This window comes from Planktotalea sp., from assembly GCF_018607965.1.
Lineage (GTDB): Bacteria > Pseudomonadota > Alphaproteobacteria > Rhodobacterales > Rhodobacteraceae > Planktotalea.
Window position 1 is genome coordinate 1 of record NZ_JABBAM010000141.1, and the last position, 3,223, is coordinate 3,223.

General features: G+C 51.3%; 2 protein-coding genes. One reads left to right on the forward strand and one right to left on the reverse strand.

Translation table 11 applies throughout. From position 1 onward, the window contains the following. Window positions 1–211: 211 nt before the first annotated feature. Window positions 212–1,348, forward strand: a complete 1,137-nt coding sequence (locus tag QZ279_RS12735) for a mandelate racemase/muconate lactonizing enzyme family protein (RefSeq protein ID WP_293451446.1) — start codon at window positions 212–214, stop codon at window positions 1,346–1,348. A gap of 785 nt (window positions 1,349–2,133) precedes the next feature. On the opposite strand, the gene QZ279_RS12740 is transcribed toward QZ279_RS12735, so the two are convergent. Next, window positions 2,134–3,195: an AbrB family transcriptional regulator gene (locus tag QZ279_RS12740; protein WP_293451448.1), complete on the reverse strand. Its 1,062-nt coding sequence runs from the start codon at window positions 3,193–3,195 to the stop codon at window positions 2,134–2,136. Window positions 3,196–3,223 lie beyond the last annotated feature (28 nt).

Here is a 3,223-nt window from a genome sequence, read left to right on the forward strand (position 1 = left end):
CTATCCAAAAAGTCGGCGAGGCGTTTCAAGCCCAAAAGTCATTATTAGGTAATTTATCTAGTAAAATTTGGGCCAGAAAGTAAAATGATTTGAGAAAATGCATCAGTGCGGCTAAGCGATATGCAGATATTAGTTTAGGGCGAAGCAACTACAAATATGATCGCGGTTGGTTCAGCAGTGACTTTGTTCGCCTCGAAATGGACCTTCTTGCATGATCAACATTACCCGTATTCAAGCTTGGGCTTTCCGTTCGCCCACGAAAAAACCTGTCGCGACTTCGTTTGGCATAATGCATGACCGACCCGCAGTTTTGGTGCGTGTTGAAGACCAAGATGGCGCTTTTGGATGGGGCGAGATCTGGGCCAATTGGCCCGCCGCAGGAGCCGAGCATCGCGTGCGTCTTTTGGAAATGGACGTCGCACATCTGGTGCTAGGCACAACAATAAAATCACCAGCTGAGTTCTTCAACAGTCTTGACGAGCAGACTCGGATACGCGCTGTGCAATGCGGCGAAGTGGGGCCTTTTGCGCAGGTGGTAGCTGGATTGGACATTGCTGTCTGGGACATGGTTGCGCGCCGTGCTGAGCTGCCAATGCGGCAACTTATTCGCGCGGATGCGCCGGACAGCGTACCGGCCTATGCGAGTGGCATCCAAATTTCCGCGGCGGGCGATCTTATGCCCCTCGCGCGCGCTCAGGGACACCATCGTTTCAAATTGAAAGTTGGGTTTGACATGAACGCCGACATTTCTGCGATCCACCGCATTCACGCCGAATTGAGCAACGACGAACTGATTGCCTGCGATGCAAATCAAGCATGGTCACTGGTGCAAGCTCAGGAATTCGTCGCCGGCATCGCTGACGTCCCATTACATTGGCTGGAAGAACCGATGCCTGTCTTCGCTGATCCGACAGACTGGCGGACTCTCTCCCAGAATACGTCGATACCCTTGGCAGGGGGCGAAAATATCATCGGCGAAACTGGCTTTGATGAAGCGATCAAAGCACGGGCCTTGTCGGTGATCCAACCAGACATCGCGAAATGGGGTGGCATAACAGCATGTCTTGCTGTGGCCCAGAACGCTCTTACAAACGGGTGTCGCTATTTTCCGCATTTCTTAGGGGCGGGCATTGGCATGGCCGCTTCGGCAGAATTGTTGGCAGGTGTAGGGGGGGACGGGCTTTTGGAAGTCGATGTGAACGACAACCCTCTGAGGTCATCGTTCTTCGATGGGCGAGAGCCAGTAGCCGAAGGTATGTGGACTTGTGGGAATGCTCCAGGTCTTGGGATTGAAGACATCCCTGATGAGTTAGCGCAATTTCAGACACTCTACGCAGAAATGAGCTAACGACTCAATCCGACCAGACGACCCGGAACCCATGATGCGTTGTTGAACTGTCTGTGTCTAACGTCAGCGCTTATGGGTTCAAATAGCGGTATTTGCTAAGAGAGTGTTTGTTGCTCATCGTAACCACTGAGGAGTGAAACATGAGACAGACAACTGGAACACGCAAAGGCCCTGGCGAGAGACTGGTCAAGGACATCAATCGGGACCGCTTTCAGGACCATTTCTGATTAAGCGGTAGGGAGTAAGTGTCTGTAATTGAATGATAATTTTACGCGTTAGAAGTCCTCTTCTGGGCACCACGTTTTTCTTAAAACCTTTATTTATATAGCTATAAAGGGTATGCTTTGAGAAGTTTCGTACCAAATTGACGAGCATCAATGAAGTGTTTTCAACACTCTCGACCAAATGCCCAGCCCAACATGTTCAACCGATTCACATAAGCTGAGTAGAACCTACGTCTGCCCAGCGCACAGAATCGCTACTGACCATAATGTTGCAGTGATTGTCGAAGCATCCCGTCGTTGTGAAACCTTGTCACCTAGCTCACAGGTTTTCACAAATGTGCATACCCTCGCTTAGCGGTCTGTGTCGGTTTGGTTGTGAAATGACATCAAGCGTAAGTGCCTTTGCGCTCTCGGGTGAAGACAGAGGCTCTCACGACCCTTTTGACGTCAGACACCTTGCAGGAAAACACCGAAATTGTAGGCAAGCGCATGAAGATTATGACGTCCAGCTTGGCCCCAACGCGCTGCGGGAGACGCAAAAGGCTCGAGCTGCGCTGGGTATCAAGGCTGACTTGAGAACCGCGCCGCAAAATCCGCCATAAATACGGTGAACAAGATGCGGAACATGTGGTGCGCCGTGATAAGGACGGGATTTACCTCAAGACTGAGTGCAACAAGACTCATTTCGGTCAACCCTCCGGGGGCGAAACTGACGAGAAGCGTTTGAAACGACATCTCTGTCACATGCACCAATACCAGCGCAAACAGTGACGCAATCGCAAGCATGCCCCAGACTGACAGCACCCCTAAACCAAGGGCCACCAGCAATTGGCGCAACGTTGATTGCGCAAACTGCGATCCAAGACTTGCGCCGATAATCACCTGTGATGCGTTCAGCAGAATCGCAGGTCCTTGAAGGTCAACGACGCCCGAGCTTTGAACCGCTGCAGCCAATATCAGCGGCCCAATCAAAATGCCTGCTGGAAGGCGCAATAAGCGCCCCACTCCTAACCCAACAATAGCTACGCTGATCGTCGTGATCCAATCGAACCAGACCGACGTCCGGTGGGTCATCGTTTCACCAGCCGAACTGCCCACAGCATCTCCCGTGACGAGCAAGAACAACATGGGCACCGTTAAGATCACTAAAACGATACGAACGAAATGCTGCACACTCAACTTTTCAACATCACCACCTGCCTTTTCGCCCATTGTCACGGCTTCGATCAAACCACCGGGCAACGCCGCATAGCGAGCCGTGACGGGATCAAGACCACCCACTTTGCAAAAAACCGTGTAGTTGAACGCTTGAACAATCCCAACAAAGAGCACCATACCTAAAAGCGTGAACACCAATGATGGGGCCATCGACAGCAAGTCAGAAGAAAACCCAGCCCCGATCATAGTGCCCACTATAGCGATAAAAACGCTTCTCAAAGGCTGAGGAAACCACAGACGTTTGCCTGTACGCGCGAATGTAATGAGCGAAAAAGTTGCTGTTACGATCAAGCTCCCAAGCAAATAAGGGATCGGCAATCCCACCAATACGGCAACCAAGGCACCGATCAAGCCGACCGCAATAAGCGCAAACAGCTCTGCAATTTTTCTGGGTTTTAAGCTCAAGTGAGGAGTCCAGATTGTCCGTCGTCAG